This is a genomic window from Alcaligenes sp. MMA, from assembly GCF_020907215.1.
In the GTDB taxonomy this organism is placed as follows: Bacteria; Pseudomonadota; Gammaproteobacteria; order Burkholderiales; family Burkholderiaceae_B; genus Alcaligenes; species Alcaligenes aquatilis.
Map to the genome: position 1 here is coordinate 352,154 of NZ_JAJJPP010000002.1, position 18,990 is coordinate 371,143.

At 55.6% G+C, this 18,990-nt stretch carries 23 protein-coding genes; 13 read left to right on the forward strand and 10 right to left on the reverse strand.

Annotated elements, in window-relative coordinates:
- The gene (locus LNA76_RS10120) at positions 1-738 is read left to right on the forward strand and encodes a cytochrome c biogenesis CcdA family protein (protein ID WP_094195634.1); all 738 of its coding nucleotides are present in this window, start codon (positions 1-3) and stop codon (positions 736-738) included.
- 59 nt (positions 739-797) lie between these two features.
- On the opposite strand, the gene LNA76_RS10125 is transcribed toward LNA76_RS10120, so the two are convergent.
- The 4 genes from LNA76_RS10125 to LNA76_RS10140 form a co-directional block, all read right to left on the reverse strand.
- On the reverse strand, positions 798-1,547 hold the full coding sequence (locus LNA76_RS10125; protein WP_230019017.1) for an SDR family oxidoreductase: 750 nt from the start codon (positions 1,545-1,547) through the stop codon (positions 798-800).
- Between the two features lie 117 nt (positions 1,548-1,664).
- A complete protein-coding gene (gene ada / locus LNA76_RS10130; RefSeq protein WP_108728100.1) occupies positions 1,665-2,729 on the reverse strand; it encodes a bifunctional DNA-binding transcriptional regulator/O6-methylguanine-DNA methyltransferase Ada in 1,065 nt (354 codons plus the stop codon).
- A gap of 227 nt (positions 2,730-2,956) precedes the next feature.
- On the reverse strand, positions 2,957-3,151 hold the full coding sequence (locus LNA76_RS10135; RefSeq protein ID WP_022983238.1) for a heavy-metal-associated domain-containing protein: 195 nt from the start codon (positions 3,149-3,151) through the stop codon (positions 2,957-2,959).
- Between the two features lie 74 nt (positions 3,152-3,225).
- Complete coding sequence (locus LNA76_RS10140; RefSeq protein ID WP_230019018.1) at positions 3,226-3,663, reverse strand: Ivy family c-type lysozyme inhibitor; 438 nt, start codon at positions 3,661-3,663, stop codon at positions 3,226-3,228.
- 325 nt (positions 3,664-3,988) lie between these two features.
- On the opposite strand from LNA76_RS10140, the gene LNA76_RS10145 reads away from it, so the two are divergent.
- The 7 genes from LNA76_RS10145 to serA all read left to right on the forward strand — a co-directional run bounded on the left by LNA76_RS10145 (position 3,989) and on the right by serA (position 11,286).
- Positions 3,989-5,158, forward strand: a complete 1,170-nt coding sequence (locus tag LNA76_RS10145; RefSeq protein WP_094195638.1) for an ABC transporter substrate-binding protein — start codon at positions 3,989-3,991, stop codon at positions 5,156-5,158.
- A gap of 20 nt (positions 5,159-5,178) precedes the next feature.
- On the forward strand, positions 5,179-6,099 hold the full coding sequence (locus tag LNA76_RS10150; protein ID WP_094195639.1) for a branched-chain amino acid ABC transporter permease: 921 nt from the start codon (positions 5,179-5,181) through the stop codon (positions 6,097-6,099).
- Between the two features lie 3 nt (positions 6,100-6,102).
- Positions 6,103-7,065, forward strand: a complete 963-nt coding sequence (locus LNA76_RS10155; RefSeq protein ID WP_094195640.1) for a branched-chain amino acid ABC transporter permease — start codon at positions 6,103-6,105, stop codon at positions 7,063-7,065.
- Complete coding sequence (locus LNA76_RS10160) at positions 7,062-7,883, forward strand: ABC transporter ATP-binding protein (RefSeq protein ID WP_094195641.1); 822 nt, start codon at positions 7,062-7,064, stop codon at positions 7,881-7,883. The genes LNA76_RS10155 and LNA76_RS10160 overlap by 4 nt, the downstream gene beginning before the upstream one ends.
- Positions 7,876-8,580 carry an ABC transporter ATP-binding protein gene (locus LNA76_RS10165; protein ID WP_094195642.1) on the forward strand — a complete coding sequence of 235 codons (705 nt, stop codon included), beginning with the start codon at positions 7,876-7,878 and terminating at the stop codon, positions 8,578-8,580. The genes LNA76_RS10160 and LNA76_RS10165 overlap by 8 nt, the downstream gene beginning before the upstream one ends.
- 271 nt (positions 8,581-8,851) lie before the next feature.
- Positions 8,852-9,853 carry a cytochrome-c peroxidase gene (locus LNA76_RS10170; protein WP_230019019.1) on the forward strand — a complete coding sequence of 334 codons (1,002 nt, stop codon included), beginning with the start codon at positions 8,852-8,854 and terminating at the stop codon, positions 9,851-9,853.
- A 224-nt stretch (positions 9,854-10,077) separates the two neighbouring features.
- The gene (gene serA / locus LNA76_RS10175; RefSeq protein WP_094195644.1) at positions 10,078-11,286 is read left to right on the forward strand and encodes a phosphoglycerate dehydrogenase; all 1,209 of its coding nucleotides are present in this window, start codon (positions 10,078-10,080) and stop codon (positions 11,284-11,286) included.
- 91 nt (positions 11,287-11,377) lie between these two features.
- Here serA and LNA76_RS10180 read toward each other — a convergent pair whose 3' ends face one another.
- The gene (locus LNA76_RS10180; protein WP_094195645.1) at positions 11,378-11,830 is read right to left on the reverse strand and encodes an RrF2 family transcriptional regulator; all 453 of its coding nucleotides are present in this window, start codon (positions 11,828-11,830) and stop codon (positions 11,378-11,380) included.
- Between the two features lie 2 nt (positions 11,831-11,832).
- Positions 11,833-12,237 (reverse strand): group III truncated hemoglobin, encoded by a 405-nt coding sequence (locus LNA76_RS10185; RefSeq protein WP_094195646.1) that lies wholly within the window; start codon positions 12,235-12,237, stop codon positions 11,833-11,835.
- Between the two features lie 344 nt (positions 12,238-12,581).
- On the opposite strand from LNA76_RS10185, the gene LNA76_RS10190 reads away from it, so the two are divergent.
- A complete protein-coding gene (locus LNA76_RS10190; protein ID WP_094195647.1) occupies positions 12,582-13,601 on the forward strand; it encodes a glycosyltransferase family 2 protein in 1,020 nt (339 codons plus the stop codon).
- Between the two features lie 117 nt (positions 13,602-13,718).
- The gene (locus LNA76_RS10195; protein ID WP_230019020.1) at positions 13,719-15,389 is read left to right on the forward strand and encodes an ArnT family glycosyltransferase; all 1,671 of its coding nucleotides are present in this window, start codon (positions 13,719-13,721) and stop codon (positions 15,387-15,389) included.
- Here the strand turns inward: LNA76_RS10195 and LNA76_RS10200 are convergent.
- Positions 15,328-15,705 carry a GtrA family protein gene (locus LNA76_RS10200; protein WP_121738104.1) on the reverse strand — a complete coding sequence of 126 codons (378 nt, stop codon included), beginning with the start codon at positions 15,703-15,705 and terminating at the stop codon, positions 15,328-15,330. The two genes, LNA76_RS10195 and LNA76_RS10200, sit on opposite strands and share 62 nt — an antisense overlap.
- A gap of 60 nt (positions 15,706-15,765) precedes the next feature.
- Between LNA76_RS10200 and LNA76_RS10205 the strand changes: the two genes are divergently transcribed.
- A complete protein-coding gene (locus LNA76_RS10205) occupies positions 15,766-16,524 on the forward strand; it encodes a ChbG/HpnK family deacetylase (RefSeq protein WP_121738105.1) in 759 nt (252 codons plus the stop codon).
- Here LNA76_RS10205 and LNA76_RS10210 read toward each other — a convergent pair.
- Positions 16,500-16,763 (reverse strand): hypothetical protein, encoded by a 264-nt coding sequence (locus tag LNA76_RS10210; RefSeq protein ID WP_230019021.1) that lies wholly within the window; start codon positions 16,761-16,763, stop codon positions 16,500-16,502. The two genes, LNA76_RS10205 and LNA76_RS10210, sit on opposite strands and share 25 nt — an antisense overlap.
- A gap of 50 nt (positions 16,764-16,813) precedes the next feature.
- Here LNA76_RS10210 and LNA76_RS10215 point away from each other — a divergent pair, with 50 nt between their 5' ends.
- Positions 16,814-17,155, forward strand: a complete 342-nt coding sequence (locus tag LNA76_RS10215) for a TIGR01244 family sulfur transferase (protein ID WP_094195650.1) — start codon at positions 16,814-16,816, stop codon at positions 17,153-17,155.
- An 87-nt stretch (positions 17,156-17,242) separates the two neighbouring features.
- Positions 17,243-17,704: a universal stress protein gene (locus LNA76_RS10220; RefSeq protein WP_094195651.1), complete on the forward strand. Its 462-nt coding sequence runs from the start codon at positions 17,243-17,245 to the stop codon at positions 17,702-17,704.
- A gap of 151 nt (positions 17,705-17,855) precedes the next feature.
- Here LNA76_RS10220 and LNA76_RS10225 read toward each other — a convergent pair whose 3' ends face one another.
- Together LNA76_RS10225 and fdhD are read right to left on the reverse strand one after the other, a co-directional pair.
- On the reverse strand, positions 17,856-18,107 hold the full coding sequence (locus tag LNA76_RS10225; protein ID WP_230019022.1) for a formate dehydrogenase subunit delta: 252 nt from the start codon (positions 18,105-18,107) through the stop codon (positions 17,856-17,858).
- Positions 18,104-18,970, reverse strand: a complete 867-nt coding sequence (gene fdhD, locus LNA76_RS10230) for a formate dehydrogenase accessory sulfurtransferase FdhD (RefSeq protein WP_230019023.1) — start codon at positions 18,968-18,970, stop codon at positions 18,104-18,106. The genes LNA76_RS10225 and fdhD overlap by 4 nt, the downstream gene beginning before the upstream one ends.
- Between the last annotated feature and the right edge of the window lie 20 nt (positions 18,971-18,990).

The following is an 18,990-nucleotide window of genomic DNA, read 5'->3' on the forward strand; positions in this document are numbered from 1 at the left end:
ATGGAAATAGTGTCTTTGGATTTGGGCTTGATCGCTCTGACAACGGCGTTTTTGGCGGGGATGGCTTCGTTTCTATCCCCCTGCGTTTTGCCACTGGTCCCCGGCTATTTGTCCTATCTGGCTGGGGACGGACAGGTGTATACGCAGGTCAAACGTAGCCAGCTACTGGGGCGCAGCGTTTGCTTTGTCGCCGGTTTTTCGCTGGTGTTCATCGCCTTGGGGGCCAGCCTGTCGTATCTGGGCCAGTTGTTGATGGCCTACCGTTATGAGCTGAATGTGGCGGCGGGCGTCATGGTAGCGCTAGCAGGTTTGAGTGTGATGGGTGTACTGCGCATGCCCATGAGCCTGCAACGCTACTATCGCTTTGAGTCCGGCAAGGCGGCGGGTCCTGGCGGTGCAACGGTGATGGGCCTAGCCTTCGGCTTTGGCTGGACGCCGTGTATCGGCCCGATTCTGGCTGGCATTCTGATGATGGGGGCCAGCACGGCCAGCGCAGGCAAAGCCAGTATTCTGCTGTCCGTTTACGCCTTGGGCCTGGGCGTCCCTTTTATCCTGGCCGCCTGCTTTGTGACCCCATTTTTGCAACGCATGACGCAAATCAGGAAGATCGGGCGTTATGTGCGCTGGGGTGCGGGTCTGGTTTTGATTGTGATGGGCTGGGCTATGGCCACAGGTGAACTGGCGCGTTTTGCTATCTGGGTGCTCAAGACGTTCCCGGTTTTAGGGCAGTTGGGCTAAGCCTTCGGCTACCTGAAATCCGTGCGGTGCTTCCTCTGTTGTCAGGAAGCACCGCCTTGTCATTTCACGGCCGCATTGCCGCCATCCGCAAACAGGGCGGAGCCGGTAACAAAACTGGACATGGGGCTGGCAAGAAAAAGCGCAGCAGATGCAATTTCTTCAGGTTTGGCGATTCGTTTCATGGCGTGCAGCCCAGCCGCCCATTCTTTGGTGCTCTGGTCTCCGGCGATGTCTGTATCGGTTCCGCCCGGTAAAAGGGCATTGGCTCGTAAGCCGTTGGCCGCATAGTCTGCAGTGATGCCTTTGACCAATCCCATGAGTGCCGCCTTAGCGGCTCCATAGGCGCTCATGCCGGGCAGGCCAACACTGGTGCCTACAAAGCTCGATGTGAAAACAATCGAACCGCCACCGCGCTTGAGCATGGCCGGAATCTGGCTACGCGCACCCAAAAAGGCTGCTCCAAGATTGGTGTCCAGTGTGGCTTGCCATTCTTCCAGCGTCATCTCAGCCAGCGGCTTGAGGGCACCGACAATACCGGCGTTATTGATTGCAATATCCAGACCGCCAAATTTGCTGGTCGCGGTGTCGATCAACTGCTCATGGGTTTGAGCCCGTGTAATGTCCCCCGCCACAAACTCAGCGCGGCCACCCTGTTGTCGGATCTCCTTGGCGACGGCCTCAAGCAGAGCGCTGCGCCTTGCCGTAAGAACAAGTGCCGCTCCCTGTTCAGCAAACATCAATGCGATGGCGCGTCCAATACCAGAGGATGCTCCGGTAACAAGGGCAACCTTTCCATCAAGCAAAGCCATGAGTGAAATCTCCTGTATTTCTATTGGGAGCTCATATCGTATGTATCCTGGCCTGACGGGGAACTCCGTTTCTTGCCTTCAAAACCCGTTATTGATGATGGGGCAGGCAGCCGACTATCAGTCTTGTACTTCACGACGCAGTAGTTCACGTTTACGGTCTATACCCCAGCGGTAGCCGGCCAGGTCGCCATTGCGCCGCACGACGCGATGGCATGGGATGGCGACGGCTATGTGATTGTTGGCGCAGGCCTGCGCCACAGCGCGCACCGCTTTGGGAGCGCCGATGCGTTCGGCGATCTCGGTGTAGCTGACGGTGGTGCCGGGTGGGATCTCGCATAAGGCACGCCAGACACGCTCCTGGAAGGCCGTGCCCTGTACATCCAGCGGCAGGTGCAAACCAATGGAAGGGGTTTCGATAAAGCCCACGACCTGGGCGATCAATTGCTCGAAATCCCCGTCGCTGCCGATAAGCTCGGCTTTGGGAAACTGGTCTTGCAGATTGCGCACCAGTTGTTCGGGGTCCTCGCCTAGCAGGATGGCGCAGATGCCGCGTTGGCTCTGGGCGACCAGAATGGCTCCCAGCGAACACTGGCCCACCGCGAAACGGATAAGCGCACCGGCACCACCGGCCCGGTACTCGCGCGCGCGCATGCCCAACAACTGTCCAGAGGTTTCATAAAAGCGGCTGTTGGAGTTGAATCCGCTGTCGTAGATTGCGTTCGTGATGGAGGCGTTGGGGCTGCTCAGTTCTTCGCGCAGTCTGCGAGCGCGATAGGCCGAGCTGTATGCCTTGGGCGTCAGGCCGGTTTCCGCTTTGAACAGTCGGTGGAAATGAAAGGGGCTCTTACCTACTGCGGTGGCCAGTTGCTCCAGCGAAGGGGGTGTTTCCGACGTTTCGATCAGGCGGCAGGCGCGCGCCACGATCGCGGCTCGTTCGGCTGCGGCACTGGTTTGGTCGCCACGGACGCGACGACTGTAACGGTAGCCCGCTGCTTCCGCAGCCTGGGCCGAATCAAAAAACTCGACGTTTTCGCGCTTGGGAAGCCGTGTTGTCGAGCTGGGTTGGCAGTACACGCCTGTGGTGCGTACCGCATAGACGAACTGGCCGTCGGCGGCGCAGTCCCGCGCTTGCACGGCTGCCCAGCGCTGATCCTCGGTTTCGTAAGCACGCTTTTTAGTCATGAGGCATATGTCCTGACATCATTCATTACGAAGCCAGAATACGCTGGTCTTTCATCGCAAGCACTCCGATTCTTGCGGCCAATATTGGCAGGCCTGACCGGTATTGTCTCAGAGGCGTGCAGCCATTGCCGGTAGGCTCGTGCCCGCCAAGTCCGCGATAGAAAAAGGCCGGTAACAACCGGCCTTTTCCGCTCTGCAGCATTGACGCCATGAAAGGCGCGGCATGCTTACAGGGCGCTGGGGGTGTAACCCGCTTCTTCAATCACTTTCAGGGCTTGCGCGCCATCCAGACCTTGAACAGTAACCTGGTGTTTTTCCAGATCCGTGCTGACGGTGGCTTGAGGGGCGACAGCCTGAATGGCTTCGGTGATGCTGCGTACACAGTGGCCGCAGGTCATGTCGGGTACGGAGAAGGTGGACATAGCTGGCTCCTTGGATAAAAACAATGGAGCCAGCTTAAGGCTTGCCACGGGGGCAAGGTCAAGTGCTGTTTGCTTTAGAACAGGGCAGGCGACATCAAACGGATTTGATCAAGCTCGGGATTTCCCAGCCATTGAATCTGGCTGCTGGCCCAACCTGGGCCCGATTCCTTGTTTTCGACAAAAGCGCCGTAGGAGAGGGTCTGCGCTTGTGCATCCAGCAGGACAACGTAGCTGGAGCTGGTGCAGTCATGAGGCTTGCAGCCCTGGAAGACCTGGTAATGGCGTCCATCCAGGGAAACGGTCTCACCCGGTGAAGCCGTACCAAATTCTTTTACCCAGCTGGCGCGTTTGGCAATGTCCTGCATCAGGCTTTGATATTGCTGGGCCACTTGCTTGTTGGACTTGGCCAGATCAGCCAGATACACGGATTCCGAGGACTGTGCATGGCTCAGGACGGGAACGAGCAGGGCGCTGCCAAGGACAAGGCGACACAGAGAATGGGAAATACGCATGGGATCTCCAATAATGACGCAAGCCGTCAGTGTAGCAGCGGGTCTGGCGCAATATTGTTAACAAAATCAAGGAAAACGTGCATAAACGGCTATCTCTACAGTCGTTATAGTGCTTATCCGTACAGGGAGTTGGTACGGTGCTCTGTTTCTTGTCGAATGACCTGAACATTGAAGGGGTGTAGGTAAAAACCACAGCTTGTCAGCAAAATTGTTTGATAACTAAACTATTTATAAATGAATGGTTGGCATAGTTGAATTGGTGTTTCGATCTGCTGTGCATCTTAAAGAAAGACAGCCTATAAGCGCGGTGGCGCAAGGAGATAACATGAAACGTATTGCATTGACCGTGGCGTTGGCTGCGGCTTTTGGTGGTTCTCTGGCTCATGCCGATACCATCAAAGTGGGGATGGCAATGGATACATCCGGTCCGTTTGCGGCTGTTGGGGGCGAGGTTCGCGATGGCTTCAATCTGGCCATCAAGCAATTGGATGGCAAGCTGGGCGGCTTTCCTGCCGAGTTCATTGCACAGGATATGGCCGGTAATCCGGATCAGGCCCGCCAATTGGTCAATCGTTTCGTTCAACGCGACAAGATCGACTTCTTTACTGGCCCTGTCGGCTCCAACGTCGCCCTGGCAGTGGCTCCCGCCTTGTTCTCGGCCAAAGTACCTTATCTGACCAGCAACCCGGGCCCCAGCCAACTGGCCGGCGCTGGTTGTAATCCGTACTTCTTTGGCGTGTCCTACCAGAACGACGCCTTTGACGAGGCTGCCGGTAAAGTGGCGGCGGATCGCAATTACGAAAAAATGTTCATCATTGCCCCTGATTATCCAGCCGGCAAAGACCACTTGAACGGCTTCAAACGAGGTTATGGCAAACCCGTTGACAATGAGCTCTACACCAAGCTGGGCCAGATCGATTACTCGGCTGAATTGGCACAAATCCGTGCTGCCAAGCCTCAGGCCGTGTTCTTTTTCCTGCCCGGTGCCATGGGCATCAACTTCATCAAACAGTTCGTGGCCGCAGGCCTGAACAAGGATGTGGTCTTGCTGGGTCCGGCCTTCTCGGGTGATGAAGACATTATCCCCGCCGTGGGCGAGCCTATTCTGGGCATGCTCAATACCGCCCAGTGGTCACCAGATCTGGATATTCCGGCCAACAAGACCTTTGTTGAGGAGTTTCGCAAAGCCTACGACGGCCGATACCCCTCGGTTTACGCCGCCCAGGCTTATGACGTGATTTTGGCGATCGACGCCGCCGTCAAACAGGTCGATGGCAAGGTGTCTGACCGCGAAGCGGTGCTCAAGGCATTGAAAGCGGCCGACTACAACTCGGTTCGTGGCCCCTTTACCTACGGCAACAACAATTTCCCCATTCAGGCTTACTACCTACGTGAGGTGGTCAAGGATCAGGACGGACGTCTTGTAAACCGTATGGTCAGCAAGGTGTTTGACTCCTACCAGGATGTCTACGCCAAAGATTGCAAACTTAATTAAGATTCACAGGTGGTAAAAGCATGTCGCTCATTCTGATTAGCGAGCAATTGCTGAATGGTTTGCAGTTTGGTTTGATGTTGTTTCTGATTGCCGCCGGCCTGACATTGGTCTTTGGCATTATGGATATCATGAACCTGGCCCACGGCTCCCTCTATATGGCGGGAGCCTATGTGGCCGCGGAAACCATGCAGCGTACAGGGTCCTTTACCGCCGCTATTGTGGTGGCGGTGGCAGTGACAGCCCTGGTCGGTATTGCCTTGGAAATTCTCATTCTGCGCAAGCTGGTCACTCGTGATCACCTGGCTCAGGTATTGGGAACCTACGCCGTTATTTTGATCGCCAATGATGTGGTCAAAATGATTTGGGGCCCAACCCCCGTTATGTTGAATATGCCTGCCTTGTTGTCCGGGCCGGTCGAACTCTTGCCTGATTTCCTCTATCCCGCCTTCCGTCTGATGATTATTGCGGTCGGTCTGGTGGTGGCACTGGCTCTGTATGCCTTCGTGACCAAAACCCGAGCCGGGGTGCTCGTGCGGGCAGGTGCATCCAACCGACAAATGGCGACCCTGATGGGGGTTCGCGTGCCTATCCTGTTCTTGGGGGTATTTACTCTGGGAGCCGCTTTGGCTGCGCTGGCCGGTGCCTTGCTCGGGCCGATTACAGCGGTTCAGATCGGTATGGGCGAGGACATCCTGATCCTGGTCCTGGTGTGCATCGTGATCGGCGGCATTGGTTCGATTCGTGGTGCGTTTGTAGGTGCCTTGCTGGTGGGTATGGTTGATACTGCTGGCCGTGCCTTCCTGCCGATGTTGCTGCGTAACGTCTTCCCGGCGGATGTGGCATCCAGTGTCGGTCCTACGATTGCTGCCATTTCGATCTATGTTCTGATGGCTGTTGTTCTTGTTTTCCGTCCTTCGGGCTTGTTCCCGGCGCGAGGTTAATGTATGTCTACTTCGCGTATTTTATCGGTCCTGGCGCTGGTGGCCTTGTTGGCTTTCCCCTTGATTGCACCGCTGTACGGGCTTGAGTTTTATATTTCCTTTGTACGCCGTATCTTCATCTATGCCATGGCAGCGACTGCCTTGAATCTGGTGCTCGGTTATGGCGGGATGGTGGCTCTGGGGCATGCTGCTTTCTTTGGCGCCGGGGCCTATACCGTGGGCATTTTGGCCACTGAAGGTGTGCAAAGCGGCCTGATCACCTGGCCAGCCGCCATGCTGATTTCCGGTTTGCTGGCTTTCCTGACTGGTGCCGTGTCGCTGCGTACTCGTGGTGTGTACTTCATCATGATTACGCTGGCGTTTGCGCAGATGATCTTTTATCTGTTCATCTCCTTGCGGCAGTACGGTGGCGAGGACGGTTTGAACATGTACAACCATTCCTCTTTGCCCGGTATTGATTTGGGCAATGAACTGAGTTTTTACTACCTGGTTCTGGCTCTGTTGCTGGCGGTTCTGTTCCTGATCAACCGTCTGGTTAATGCTCGTTTCGGACAGGCCTTGATGGGCACGCGTGAAAACGAAAGTCGCATGACGACCTTGGGCTACCCCGTCTACCGCATTCGCCTAACGGCCTACACCTTGAGTGGTGCCATCATGGGGCTGGCTGGGGCTTTGTTGGCCAACCATAACCTGTTTGTCTCGCCTAGCCTGATGAATTGGACTCAATCAGCGGACCTGATCATCATGGTGCTGGTGGGGGGGATTGGTCTGTTGTATGGCGGTGCGCTGGGGGCGTTTGTGATGCTGGTGCTGGAAGAGTTGCTGCGCAACTGGACCGAGTACTGGCACATGCCTTTGGGTATTTTATTGCTGCTGGTGGTGTTCTTTGCTCCCAAGGGATTGGCCGGACTGGTACGTATCCGCTCGGTCGCTGATCCAGCTACTACCGCCAAGGAGCAAACATGACGAATACGATAGCAGCCACCTCCAAGGCAGGCAGTGGCTCGGCCGCCTTGCAGGCCCGTGGTCTGATGAAGCGCTTTGGCGCCTTGCAGGCGACCAATGATGTGTCTTTGGACCTGGTGCCCGGTGAAATCCATGGTTTGATCGGCCCGAACGGTGCGGGTAAATCCACTTTGATTCATTTGTTGTCGGGCACCTTGAGTCCGGATTCGGGCCAGCTCTTGCTGGGCGGGCGTGACGTGACGTCCTTGTCGGGTCACGAGCGTGTTGCCGCCGGTCTGGCGCGCTCCTTCCAGATCACCAATATCTTCAAGAATTACACGGTGCTGGATAATCTGGTATTGGCTTTGCAGGCATGCAGTGGCAGCAGTTTCCGCTTCTGGCGTGCTCGTCAGGCGGAAACCGAGTTGTATGAGCAGGCCCGTGAGTTGGCCGCCGAATGCGCCATTAATGCATCGCTGCTGCACACTCAGGCTGGTGTTTTGCCACATGGTGAGCAGCGCAAGGTCGAGTTCGCCCTAGCGTTGGCCAGCCGGCCGCACGTTCTTTTGCTGGACGAACCTATGGCCGGGATGGGGCCGGATGAAACACTGCGTCTGACTGAACTGATTGAAACCATGCGTGGCAAAGCCACCATGTTGCTGGTCGAGCATGATATGGAAGCCGTTTTCCGTCTGGCTGACCGGATTTCTGTGCTGGTGGCAGGTCACATTATTGCCACGGGTACGGCTGCCGAAATCCGTGATAACGAGGCTGTGCGTCAAGCTTATCTGGGCGACGATGACACGCCAGTGCCAACCAAGGTGGAAAGCCATGCTTGAAACAACTCAATTACAAAGCGGCTATGGCGCCAGCCAAGTGCTGTTCGGGGTAGATCTGTCCATTCGCAGCGGACAGGTGGTGACGGTGTTGGGCCGCAATGGCATGGGCAAGACCACCTTGCTGAAAACCATTCTGGGCCAGTTGCCGGTGCGCGGTGGGGATGTGAAGTTCGACGGCCAGTCTATTGCGGGCTGGAATCCGGATCGTATTGCCCGTGCCGGGATTGCCATTGTGCCCGAAGGGCGCCAGTGCTTTCCCAACCTGACGGTGGCCGAGCACCTGACGGCGTTTGCTTGCAACCGCAACCCGCAAGCCAGCAAAACCTGGACGCCCGAGCGTGTCTATGAGTTTTTCCCGCGCTTGCGTGAACGCGCCTCCAATATGGGTAATCAGCTCTCAGGGGGGGAGCAGCAGATGCTGGCCATCGGTCGTGCCCTGGTTACCAACCCCAAGCTGCTGATTCTGGACGAAGCCTCCGAAGGCCTGGCGCCCAAGGTGCGTGAGGAAATCTGGAACTGTCTGGCCGTCTTGCGTGAAGAGGGGCAGACCATCTTGCTGATCGACAAATATGTCGAGCGTTTGATGGCCTTGTCCGATCACCACATCATTTTGGAACGTGGCAAATTGGTCTGGCAGGGGAACTCCGACGCATTGGGGGCCGATCGCACTTTGTGGACGCGCTATTTGGGCGTGTAAAAAACACAATTTGCGACAAATCTGAGGTGCCGCCTGCTTGATCGCAGGCGGCATTTTTTTTGCCTTTCGTCAAGGCGCTATAGAGAACGTGGCGGCTTAGTTGCACTTTCCTCTGAAAGTTCCCTAAGCATCTCTGGAAAGATTATTTCCTTGCGATGTATCAATGTGTAATGAAATGGCATTCCTTACGATATCCATAAGGCCAGCAGGGTTATGGGTCCTACCCGGACCTCACTGGCAGGAAGCTCTGTCATCCCATAAGGAAGTTGTTATGAAATTACGCCTGTTCACTCTCTCGGCTCTAGCCACCGGCTTACTGCTTGGCAGCGTCGCGCAAGCCCAGCAAAATGAACCTGTGCAGCCGATTCCCGCTGCTGTTGTCAGCGACCCGGCACGTGTTGAACTGGGTAAAAAGCTGTGGTTTGAACCCCGCTTGTCCCGTTCGGGCTTTATCTCATGTAATTCCTGTCACAACCTGAGCATGGGCGGCACGGACAATATCCGTACCTCCATCGGTGATCGCTGGCAGGAAGGCCCCATCAACTCGCCCACTGTCTTGAACTCCAGCCTGAATCTGGCCCAGTTCTGGGATGGCCGTGCTAGCGACCTGAAAGAGCAGGCTGGCGGCCCCATTGCCAATCCCAAGGAAATGGCGTTTACGCACGAACTGGCCATGGAGTTCCTGAGCTCCATTCCCGAGTACAAGGCCGAGTTCAAGCAAGTCTTTGGCAAGGCCGATTTCGGTATTGATGAAGTCACCTCCGCGATTGCCGCGTTTGAGGAAACCTTGGTGACGCCTGATTCGCGCTTTGATCTGTGGCTAAAAGGCGATAAGAAAGCCATTACTGATCAGGAATTGGCCGGCTATCAACTGTTCAAGGGTAGTGGTTGCGTAGCTTGCCACAACGGTCCCAACCTGGGTGGTACGTCCTTTCAGAAAATGGGGCTGATTGAGCCCTACCAAACCACCAATCCTGCCGAAGGCCGTGTGGCTGTGACGGGTAAAGATGCCGACCGTTTCAACTTCAAGGTTCCTACCTTGCGTAACGTCGAGCTGACCTACCCCTACTTCCACGATGGTGCGGTAAATACCTTGACCGAAGCCGTGGATATAATGGGTCGTTTGCAGTTGGGTCGCAGTTTCTCTGCAGAGGAAAATGCCCAGATCGTCGCGTTTTTGAAAACGCTGACGGGCAAACAGCCTGAAATCGTACTGCCCATTTTGCCCCCTTCGCGTGACAACACACCACGGCCGGTGCCATTTGGTTCTTGATAGCAGTCTGTGCAGGCAGCAAGCGCTTTTAAGGGCTTGAGCTGCCTTTGAATGACCCAGGTCTTGGATGTTGTTTTCTGAGCCTGGGTTTTTGTATTTGGCTTTGGATTCATCGTCCTGGTCTGCCAGCCAGACTTGAATCCCCTGCTGCTATTGTTGATGCTCGATCCGGTGGGCTAAAAAAATAGTACCATTTAGATACTATTTAAATGACTGGAACCATCATGAGTCGCATTGTCCTGTTTGAGAACATTCATCCTAGCGCCCGTGAAGTTTTTGAGGCTGCTGGTTTGACCGATATTCAGACCTACAAGGGAGCCTTGTCGGGTCAGGAGCTGCTGGACGCTGTCAAAGGCGCCGAAGTGGTCGGAATTCGTTCCCGTACCCAGTTTGACAGCCGGGTGCTGGAGCACGCAGACCAGCTTAAAGTGCTGGGATGTTTTTGTATTGGTACCAACCAGGTGGATCTGGACCAGGCCCAGAACCACGGCGTACCAGTCTTTAATGCGCCGTTCTCCAACACCCGCTCGGTTGCCGAGCTGGTGCTGGGTGAGGCCATCTTGTTGCTGCGTCGTATCCCCGAGAAGAACCTGCGCGTACACCAGGGTTTCTGGGACAAGAGTGCCGATGGCGCTTTCGAGATCCGTGGCAAGACTTTGGGTGTGATTGGCTACGGCAATATTGGTTCTCAGGTCGGTACCTTGGCTGAAGCGCTGGGTATGCGCGTGCTCTACCATGATGTGGAATCCAAACTGCCGCTGAGCAATGCCCGTGTCTACGGCAGCCTCAAACAAATGCTGGCCGAGTCCGATGTGGTGACCTTGCACGTCCCAGGCGGGCAGGGCACGCATAACATCATGAATGCCGAGACGATCGCGGCCATGAAGCCAGGTTCCATCCTGATCAACGCGTCGCGCGGCACAGTGGTGGACATTGATGCCTTGCATCAGGCCCTGGTCAGTGGTCATTTGGCAGGTGCGGCACTGGATGTTTTCCCCACTGAGCCGAAAAGTGTGGACGAGCCTTTAAAGAGTCCGTTGATCGGCATGCCCAATGTGATTCTGACGCCGCATATTGGCGGTAGCACCCAGGAGTCGCAGGAAAACATTGGCCGTGAAGTGGCCGAGAAACTGGTCAGTTACTTGCGTAGCGGTGCCACCAAGGGCGCAGTGAACTTTCCGGAAGTGTCGTACTACGATATTCAAGGCGCCGTGCGTTTGTTGCATGTCCATCGCAATGTTCCTGGTGCAATGGGGGGCTTGAACAATATTTTGGCCCAACACGGCATCAACATCACTCGTCAGCAGCTGCAAACACAAGGTGAACTGGGTTATGCCATGACAGATCTGGATCGTGTACCAGAACAGGAGTTGCTGGACGCCGTGCGTGCTCACTCCAGTACCGTACGCAGCGAGCTGATTTTTCCGGCGTAAGGCCTGAGTCAGACCGTCGACAAACGGCCCCGGATTCTTTGAAATCCGGGGCCGTTTGCTATCCGTCCGTTTGCTATCCGTCCGTTTGCTATCAGGCGGAGTGCATCGACTTGGTGGGCCAGGAAATGGTCTGTTCCGGGCTGCTGCCGGGAACAATAATGTCGCGCAACGTGTAGTTGTCCAGATAACTCAGGAACTGGACCAGTGCCTGTTTAAGGATATTGCTTAGATTGCAGCGACCGCTCAGGATGCAATGGGTGCCACTGCCCAAGCACTCCACCACGGCCAGATCGGTTTCTGTATAGCGCACCAGCTCGCCCAGATTGATATCTTCAGGAGCACGCGCCAGCCGCATCCCGCCATTTTTCCCGCGCTGCGTCTGAATCCAGCCGCCTTTGGACAGCAGGTGGGTGACTTTCATCAGGTGGGCTTGGGAAATCTGGTGGTACTGGGCAATTTCCGCGATGGTGCAAAGCCTGTCTTCGTTCTGGCCCAGATACATCAATTGACGCAGAGCGTAGTCGGTAAGGTTGGTCAGGCGCATGATCAGGGCAGTTGCAGTTCGCTGGCTACTTTGGTGGGGTTGTGCTGGAATTGGTAGCCAAACCAGAAGCTACGGGCGATACGCTGGGCGTACTCCAGCGCTAGCTTGGCCATAGCCTGATTTTCGCGTTCCTGACAGGTTTCCTTGAACAGACGCAGCCATTGTTCAAAGTGGCTGGCCTGAATGTGCTGGAGCGACAAGTGCTTGGCCATGGGGTTGCCATTGAAGCCATCGGTCTTGAGCAGCAGGGACGACCAGAACTCTTCCATTACACCCAGGTGTGTATCCCAATCCTTGATGCGCTCGGAGAAAATCGGGCCAAGGACTTCGTCCATGCGGATGCGATCGTAAAAGTCCCAGACCAGGTCATGAATTTCCTGGCGGGTACACAAAGCGTTGAGAGTCATAATATTTTTAATTTAAAGATATATATTTTATCTATCTTATTGGTAGGGCTCACCGGGGTCAAGCCGGAAAGAAAACGCTCGGATGCGGGATATGTTCACGTCGGATTTCACGCAGATTCAACGCCTGCCTTCCTACACTGAGTCCAAGTTTCAGAGTATGGATGTTGTGTTTCAGGTGTTTTTTCCTTGAAAGGTGGTTTTTAGAGGACTTGATGATCTTGAGCGGCGTTTTTTTGCTAAGGCAAGCAGCGCGTAGGGTAAATTGCACGAGTCGGGCTGGCAGGCTACGATTACTTTTTGTTGGCTAGCCCTCAATTTTGTTACAGCATGGTGCTCAAGGAATAATGATTACAAAGAGACAGGCGCAGACACTTTCTTGCGTTATCCCGGGTTTGAATGAAGCAGAAAACTTGCCCGCACTGTTGCCCGTTCTGGTGGCAACGTTGCGTGAACTGGTTCCGGCTTTTGAAATCATTTTCGTTGACGATGGCAGCACTGACGCAACGCCTTTGGTCATAGAGCAATTGCGTCAAACTTACCCCCAATTGGTTTATCTGCAGTTATCACGCAACTTCGGTAAAGAAGCGGCGTTGACGGCAGGATTGGAGGCCAGTCGCGGGCAGGTGGTCGTGTGTATGGATGCGGATTTGCAGCATCCTCCTGCCTTGATTGAAACCATGCTGGAGCGTTGGTCTACCGGGCTGGAAATGGTCTATGCCGTACGGGAAACCCGCGAGGACGAAGTTTGGCTAAAGCGTGTGGGCACCAGTGTGTTCTACAAGTTGATGCGTACATCCAATGGCCTACGCGTACCTCGTGATGCGGGCGATTTTCGCTTGATGGATCGTTGTGTGGTCGATGCCCTGATGGCCTTGCCCGAGCGCAGTCGTTTCATGAAAGGCTTGTTTGCCTGGGTAGGTTTTCCGTCCGAGCCTATTTACTACTCCCCCGCCGAGCGTTTGTATGGGGTCAGTCGATTCCGCCCCGCCAAACTACTACGCTTTGCAGTGGATGGTTTGACGGCATTTACCACCTGGCCGCTACGTTTGTTGAGTTTGTTGGGTGCGGTGCTGGCGATGCTGTCTTTCAGCTACGGTTTGTTCATTATCTTCAAGCATTTGATTTATGGAGACGCCGTACGGGGCTGGACCACCTTGATCACCGTAGTGCTGTTCTTTGCGGGTGTGAATATGCTCTCGCTGGGCGTGGTAGGTGAGTATGTCGCCAGCATCTTTGCCGAGGTCAAGAACCGACCTTTGTATTTGGTGCATCGTCGCCGGGGGCAAGGCTTGGCTCCGGATCAGGAACCCGCTCACAGTCAGGATCAAGGCAGCACCCAAAGTCAGGCTCGGCAACAGGACTGATCCAGTCGTTTAATTGCCGTTCTGCTTTCAAGTGTCATTGGACGCTACATCGATATTCTGAATTGTTTTGACAGCCACGAAGGTGGCTGCCTAACCCTTTTGGTTTGGCGACAGTCGATGAGTATCGAGAATTCTTTTCCCCCTTCTGGCGTAACCTTGCCTCTTGGGCGCGCGCGTGGCCCAGCCTACTGGCTGGGGCAAGGCGTACGAAACCTGGGCACCCTCTCTAGCCTGGCTGTGGGTCTGCTGGCGCTGCTGTGGTTTGCGCTGACCCTAGGTGTCTATCCCCTGCTGATTCCGGACGAAGGGCGCTATGTCGGTGTGGCTCTGTCCATGTTGGAATCCGGTGATTATCTGGTGCCGCGTTTGGACGGCTTGCCGTTTTTCCATAAACCCCCTCTGCATTACTGGCTCACTGCGCTGAGCCTGAAAGTGCTGGGCGTGAATTTTGTGGGTGCGCGTCTGGTGCCTGCCTTGATGGCGGCCTTGTTGATTGCTGGTATGCATGCCTTTCTGAAGCGCCATGCTAGCCAGCAACATGCGGGCTGGACGGCTCTGATTCTGGTCAGCAGCCCATTGCTGTTTGGAGCCTCCCATTACGCCAATCTGGACATGACGGTTGCTGCCTTGATCAGTAGCTGTGTGCTATTGGGCGGCCATGCTGCCTTGCAGATGGAGCAGGGGCGTCCCTATCGGTGGGCCTTGATGGGGCTGTATGCCACCGCAGGTTTGGCCTTCCTGGCAAAAGGCTTGATCGGGATTTTGATCCCCGGCGGTATCTTGGTGTTCTGGCTGTTGGGTCGAGGACAGTGGCGTACCTTGCTGCGTCTGTTTTCTTTGACCGGCCTGGGAGTCTTGTTGCTGGTCGCCACGCCCTGGATGTGGCTCATGCAGGCACGTTACCCCGGTTTTTTTGACTATTACATCGTCTATCAGCACTTTCAGCGCTTTCTGGAAACGGGCTTCAACAACCCTCAGCCTTTCTGGTTCTACTTTGCCCTGATGCCTGTCGCCACCTTGGGTTGGACACCATTTTTATTCAAGCGCCTTCGTGGCTCTGTTAATAGTCCAGATGGTTTGGGGCCGGTACGGGGCTTGATGCTGTCTGCCTTGCTGACCGTGCTGGTTTTCTTTTCCATCCCTACGTCCAAGCTGGTGGGTTATGTCTTGCCTGCGATTGGCCCCTGGGCTTTTTTCCTGGCCGATGGAGTGATTCGTCGTAGCCAGTGGGATGGGGCAGCAAAGGTAGAGCGCTTTGCGGTCTGGAGCCTGGGTGTTTGTGTTGCTATTTGTGCGGTTGCGGTGGGCGCGATGATATTGCGACCACAGGCTAATAGTCAGGCCCTGGGGCGCGTGCTGGCGAGTGAATATCAACAGGGCGACCGGGTCGTTTTTTTGAATACCTACCGCTACGATCTGGGCTTCTACGTTCCAGGTCTGCAGAACATCAGCGTCATGGAACGCTGGGATGATCCGGAGATCATGCGCACCGATAGCTGGCGTAAAGAGTTGTTGGAAGCCGCCCGTTTTGAGCCGCAGCGTGGGGCGATGACCTTGATAGACCGGGAAACCTTGCATCAGCAGCTATGCCGGGACAGCAAGGCTTTAGTTTGGCTGATTGGCTCGCCAGATGCCGTGCGTCAAAGTCAGGTGCTCAACTATGCCCAGCGCCTGTATGACGATCAGCGCATCGCGCTGTGGCGTTTTGATCATGATGAGTTTGCGCTTATGTGCGGCGAAACGCCCAAAGCCGCCCAGCCAGAAACGTCAGCACAGCCAGGCCGATAAGAATCAGGCCCAGCAGCACGTCGTAGCGCAGGCCGGAGTGATTCAGCAAAAACGCATAGCTGGCTTCGTTCACCGCGAAGCCAGCGGCAGACACCAGAAAAAAACGCGTCAGAGCCGGGAAAAAACGGGCATTCTGGGAACGGAACGTCAGCCAGTAATGGCCGCCAAAAGACACCAGAAATGCAATCAGCCAGCCAAAAAGATTAGCCAGCAAGGGAGATAGACTGAGCGTTTGCACCAGGGCGATTACAATGCCCCAGTGTGTGAAGGCGGCCAAGGTGCCGACTAGAATGAACAGAATGATTTGACGAGACATAAAGCGGAGCGAGCAGTGGCCAAGGATAGGCAGATCAGTATATGCGCGGATGATTTTGGGATGGCCCCTGCCGTGGACGAGGCCATACTGACATTGGCCCAGGCCCGACGCCTGACAGGAACATCCTGCTTGGTCGATGGGGACAGCTTTGTGCAAAACGCACCGGCACTGCGCCAGAGCACGCTGCAAAAAGGTTTGCACCTGAATTTTACCGAGTTTGCCTCCCAGAAGGGCGTGTATGCCATGCCGCTCAAGCAGGTGATTATTCGTAGCCTGTTGCATCGTCTGGATAGTCAGAAGGTTAAGGACAGCGTGGCCCGCCAACTGGATCGTTTTGAGGAGGTGATGGGGCAGGGGCCGGACTATATAGATGGGCATCAGCACGTGCATCAACTGCCCATGATACGCGAGGCCTTGCTGGCTGAAATGGAGCGCCGTTATGCCGCTTCCATGCCCTGGCTGCGCTATACCGGCGCCGAGCGTCTGGCCACGGGTTTTGCGTTTAAAGATAGATTCAAGGCGCAGATTATCGCCGGGCTAGGGTCCAAGGACTTGCTGCGTCTGGCCAGGGCCAAGGGCGTTACCTTGAATACCGGTTTTACCGGCGTGTACGACTTTCAGGGGGGCAAGGAGCGCTATGGCGCCTTGGTCCAGGCCTGGCTGGCGGTGATGCAGCATGGTGACAGCATGATGTGCCATCCATCCTTGCGCAGTGTGCAGGATGATCCTGTAGGGGGGCAACGTTTGGCGGAGTACGAGGTGCTGGCAGGAGCTCAAATGCAGCAATGGCTGGATCAATACAGCCTGCGTATTGCCTGAGTACCCGTTCCCAGGCAATACGCAGGCTGGTGGGCGTGTGTAAGACGTGGACGCATTTCCCGTTTATTCGACGGGCTTGGCGTACAGGTCGCTGTGCTGTGCAGCACATGATAGGCAAAGATGGATTGCGCCGTTGCCCTATCGTCGAGCGCGGCGTGATGGATTACTAAGGTGCCGGCGTAATTGAATTGTGGCAAGGCCAGGGAGAAAGGGGCTTGCGTACTCTCGGGGGGGAACATACTATTTTTCCTTTCAGTGCTTTTTGCTTATTCCGATTTCAGGAGTTTTTATGTCCTTCCCCCATCAGTTTTTGACCGAGCAATTGGCCGTCGCGCCGCAGTTATCGGGAGAGGACATGCAAGCCGTGGCCGATGCTGGTTTTAAAAGTGTCATCATCAATCGTCCCGATCTGGAAGGCGGTCCCGACCAGCCTTTGTCGGCAGACGTCATGAAGGCGGCCCAGGCAGCAGGCTTGCAGGTGGAGTATCAGCCGGTTGTGGGTAGCGCTATTACCGCTGCTGATGTTGCCCGTTTTGGTCAGTTGCTTGAGGTTTTGCCAGGCCCGACTTTGGCCTATTGCCGCACCGGTACTCGCTGTGCCGTATTGTTCCGTGCATTGAACGAATCCTGACCTGGCTCAAGGTTCAGGTCTATACCAGCTTGTCCTGTGTCGGTATGCAGCGGTAAGCTATCTGTCTCCATTCAAAGGGGTTATGCCATGTTCAAGAAAATTCTGATTCCAACTGACGGTTCCGAGCTCTCTTCCCAAGCTGCCAATAAAGGCGTGACCTTTGCCCGTCAAATGGGTGCCGAGGTTCTGGCTTTGCACGTGACGCAGCCTTTTGCGGCCACCGTTGGTTTTGATGGTATGGCTGCTGCCTATGCCATTACCGACGAGGACTACGACAAGACCGCCAAAGAACAGTCGCAGAAATACCTGCAACAGATTCTGGACCGTGCCGAAACTGCCGGTGTGAAGGCAACCGGTAAATCCGTGTCCAACTTTAACGTGGCCGATGGTATTGTGCAGGTTGCCGAGCAAGAAGGCTGCGATCTGATCTTTATCGGTAGTCACGGCCGTAGTGGTCTGTCCCGCCTGTTGTTGGGTAGCGTAACCATCAAAGTGCTGAATATGGCCAAGAACACGGTGCTGGTGTATCGCGTTAAAGAGCACGATTAATTCGTGTTTTAGCCCAAAGAAAAAACCCGCTTAGGCGGGTTTTTTTGTGTCTGCGGTGAGTCTGGCAGTGGCTGACCGTAACTGGGTTTGTTGGCTCTTAAAGCGTGCTGTTCGCGGTGGCTGATCTTCAGGATCGCCAGAGCCGCCCACTTTAATAGCTGCGTGGCTCCAACTGCTGTTTATGGGCGACGACCGCCTGCAAGACAATAGGCAAAAGCTCGCCGTCTTCGCTTTTACCGCTGGGATTGTGCTCTACAAAGTCCAGCAGGGAACGACGCATGCGCGGGTCCCAGAATTTCTGGATATGTTCCGCAATCTCGCGCAGGCCTTGCTCCCGATTGCTCAGGGTTTCAAAGAACTGGCCGATCTGGTTGGCCATGGGAATCAAAGGAACAATATTCATGGTGATGTGGCCGAGCGGGACTCGGCAGAATTCAGGTAGTGGGGATGGCTGTACAGCGTGAAGCTGCGGTCACGGGCAAAGGCGGCCAGCATGACACCCAGTTCATCAGCAATCTGCACGGCATAGGCGGTGGGGGCGGAGACCGCCACCACAAAGTTGATGCCCATGGCAGCGGCTTTCTGGACTATCTCGAAGCTGGCACGGCTGGAGATCAGCACCATGCCAGAGCGGGGATCAATATCATTGCGAAGCATGTGGCCCAGCAGCTTGTCCAGTGCGTTGTGGCGGCCTACGTCCTCACGCACGGCCAGGATATCGCCTTGCAGATTGCACCAGGCAGCGGCGTGGGTAGCCCCTGTCAGGCGATGCAAAGGCTGGCTGGAGCGCAAGGCATCCAGCGCCTGGAAGATGGCGGCGGCATCGGGGTTGTGCTCGGGGGCGTCCAGGCGGGGCAGTTGTCGGCGTACCTCGTCCAGGCTTTCCAGACCACACAGGCCACAGCCCGTACGGCCAGCGAGCTGACGGCGACGCGCCTTGAGCTGATGCTGGCAAGCGCTGGCAATTTCGATTTGCAGCAAACTGCCGCGCTCGCCTTCCAGCACATCCACGCCGCGTATATCGTCAGCCGTACGGATGATGCCCTCGGTCATGGAAAATCCGTAAGCCAGATCCTCCAGATCGCTGGGGCTGCACAACAAGGCACTATGGCTGATGCCGTTGAATTCCAGGGCAACGGCCTGTTCGCGCGCCAGCGCATCCTGATCCTCTTGGGGCAGGGTGTCCGCTTGTGTTTGCGCTGGGGTACGCGCCTGCCGCCATACGGTGGCAGGGGCGCTGGCATCACGAAAATCTGCCTGGCTCACGTGGGCAACTCCTTAGGGCC

Coding starts and splice junctions, on each gene's coding strand:
- LNA76_RS10145 (WP_094195638.1), top strand. CDS start 3,989: ATGAAACGTATTGCATTGACCGTGGCGTTGGCTGCGGCTTTTGGTGGT.
- ada (WP_108728100.1), bottom strand. CDS start 2,729: ATGACTAAAAAGCGTGCTTACGAAACCGAGGATCAGCGCTGGGCAGCC.
- LNA76_RS10190 (WP_094195647.1), top strand. CDS start 12,582: ATGATTACAAAGAGACAGGCGCAGACACTTTCTTGCGTTATCCCGGGT.
- LNA76_RS10185 (WP_094195646.1), bottom strand. CDS start 12,237: ATGACTCTCAACGCTTTGTGTACCCGCCAGGAAATTCATGACCTGGTC.
- LNA76_RS10225 (WP_230019022.1), bottom strand. CDS start 18,107: ATGAATATTGTTCCTTTGATTCCCATGGCCAACCAGATCGGCCAGTTC.
- LNA76_RS10120 (WP_094195634.1), top strand. CDS start 1: ATGGAAATAGTGTCTTTGGATTTGGGCTTGATCGCTCTGACAACGGCG.
- LNA76_RS10155 (WP_094195640.1), top strand. CDS start 6,103: ATGTCTACTTCGCGTATTTTATCGGTCCTGGCGCTGGTGGCCTTGTTG.
- LNA76_RS10165 (WP_094195642.1), top strand. CDS start 7,876: ATGCTTGAAACAACTCAATTACAAAGCGGCTATGGCGCCAGCCAAGTG.
- LNA76_RS10195 (WP_230019020.1), top strand. CDS start 13,719: ATGAGTATCGAGAATTCTTTTCCCCCTTCTGGCGTAACCTTGCCTCTT.
- LNA76_RS10170 (WP_230019019.1), top strand. CDS start 8,852: ATGAAATTACGCCTGTTCACTCTCTCGGCTCTAGCCACCGGCTTACTG.
- LNA76_RS10205 (WP_121738105.1), top strand. CDS start 15,766: ATGGCCCCTGCCGTGGACGAGGCCATACTGACATTGGCCCAGGCCCGA.
- LNA76_RS10220 (WP_094195651.1), top strand. CDS start 17,243: ATGTTCAAGAAAATTCTGATTCCAACTGACGGTTCCGAGCTCTCTTCC.
- LNA76_RS10140 (WP_230019018.1), bottom strand. CDS start 3,663: ATGCGTATTTCCCATTCTCTGTGTCGCCTTGTCCTTGGCAGCGCCCTG.
- LNA76_RS10150 (WP_094195639.1), top strand. CDS start 5,179: ATGTCGCTCATTCTGATTAGCGAGCAATTGCTGAATGGTTTGCAGTTT.
- serA (WP_094195644.1), top strand. CDS start 10,078: ATGAGTCGCATTGTCCTGTTTGAGAACATTCATCCTAGCGCCCGTGAA.
- LNA76_RS10160 (WP_094195641.1), top strand. CDS start 7,062: ATGACGAATACGATAGCAGCCACCTCCAAGGCAGGCAGTGGCTCGGCC.
- LNA76_RS10135 (WP_022983238.1), bottom strand. CDS start 3,151: ATGTCCACCTTCTCCGTACCCGACATGACCTGCGGCCACTGTGTACGC.
- LNA76_RS10215 (WP_094195650.1), top strand. CDS start 16,814: ATGTCCTTCCCCCATCAGTTTTTGACCGAGCAATTGGCCGTCGCGCCG.
- LNA76_RS10200 (WP_121738104.1), bottom strand. CDS start 15,705: ATGTCTCGTCAAATCATTCTGTTCATTCTAGTCGGCACCTTGGCCGCC.
- LNA76_RS10180 (WP_094195645.1), bottom strand. CDS start 11,830: ATGCGCCTGACCAACCTTACCGACTACGCTCTGCGTCAATTGATGTAT.
- LNA76_RS10125 (WP_230019017.1), bottom strand. CDS start 1,547: ATGGCTTTGCTTGATGGAAAGGTTGCCCTTGTTACCGGAGCATCCTCT.
- LNA76_RS10210 (WP_230019021.1), bottom strand. CDS start 16,763: ATGTTCCCCCCCGAGAGTACGCAAGCCCCTTTCTCCCTGGCCTTGCCA.